Consider the following 1,499-nt stretch of genomic DNA (forward strand, 5'->3'; position numbering starts at 1 on the left):
ACGCCGGACTGGTACCGGTCATGAGAGTGGCCGAATCGACCGGGTTGGCCGCATCGCTGGGCGACCGGGTCGATCTCGGCACCACCCAGGTCGCCTCCGCCGGGGCCAACCTCGAGGCGAAACTGTTGACCGTGATCGCCGGATTCTGTTGCGGCGCTGACAGTATCGATGACCTCGGCAGGGTCCGCAGTGGTGGGCACACCCGCCTGTTCGACCGCGTGTACGCCCCAGCCACGATCGGACAAACGCTGCGCGAGTTCACCCCCGGCCACGCCCGGCAACTCAACGCGGTGATGACCCACACATTGCCGGCGATGTGCGCCACGGCGGGTCTGCTGCCCACCGACGGGTCCCGGGTATTTGTCGACATTGACTCGCTACTACGCCCGGTCTACGGCTACCAGAAAGAAGGCGGCTCCTACGGGCACGCCAAAATCGCCGGGCGTGAACTCCTGCGCAAAGGGTTGTCCCCGCAGGTCGCCACTCTGTCCGCAGCCGGGCATCAACCGGTGATCGCCAACGCCTGGCTACGCGCCGGGCGCACCGCTTCCGGGAGCGGGGCAGCGAGAATGATCGCTGAAACCCTGACCACCGCACGCCGGTGTGGGGCGAGCGGGGAGATCACCGTGCGCGGCGACGCCGCCTATGGCACCGCCGCGGTGATGCGTACCTGTCAACGCCTCGCAGCGACGTTCTCGCTGGTCCTGCGCACCAACACCGCGATCACCCGCGCCATCACCGCGATCGGAGACGACGCGTGGACCCCGGTGCACTATCCCGGGGCGGTCACCGACCCCGACACCGGCGAACTGATCTCTGATGCCGAGGTCGCCGAAACCACCTACACCGTGCAACCGGACTCCGCCCAGCCGGTCACCGCGCGGCTGATCGTGCGTCGGGTCACAGCCCACCACCCCGCCGGCACCGACACGTTGATGCCTGCGTGGCGGTACCACTCGTTTTTCACCAACACCACCGACGACACCGTCACCGCCGACCTCACTCACCGCCGCCACGCCATCATCGAGACCGTGTTCGCCGACCTCATCGACGGACCGCTGGCGCATCTGCCCTCCGGACGGTTCGGCGCCAACGCCGCCTGGCTGGCCCTGACCGCGATCAGCCACAACCTGATGCGCACCCTCGCCGCACTCACCAACACCCCCAGACTGCGAGCCGCGCGGGGCGCTACGCTGCGCCGCACCCTCATCGCGATACCCGCCCGACTAGCCCGACCAGCACGAACACCGGTCCTGCACCTACCCCGACACTGGCCCACCCAACACGCCTTCACCACACTGTGGGCCGCAGTCAACACCACCTGACCCACCAACCACACCCGCCCACCACCACCAAGGAACCCCAGTGAAAAAGCTGACACAGGTCAGCGAATACCACACGCCCACAACATAATCAGACACTCACACACCACAACCCCGCCCACCTGAAACCTCATCCACGGATCCAGGCTGAGGTGCGAGGAGCGATAGCGACGAGCC

General features: G+C 67.2%; 1 protein-coding gene. It reads left to right on the plus strand.

Translation table 11 applies throughout. The annotated features are described in order from the left end of the window. Positions 1–1,325: IS1380 family transposase (locus tag FFS52_RS23500; RefSeq protein ID WP_137811081.1), on the plus strand; the 1,325-nt coding region annotated here is incomplete at its 5' end. Positions 1,326–1,499: the final 174 nt, after the last annotated feature.

It is taken from the genome of Gordonia sp. ALPHA1B1 (assembly GCF_005502615.1).
GTDB lineage: Bacteria > Actinomycetota > Actinomycetes > Mycobacteriales > Mycobacteriaceae > Gordonia > Gordonia hongkongensis.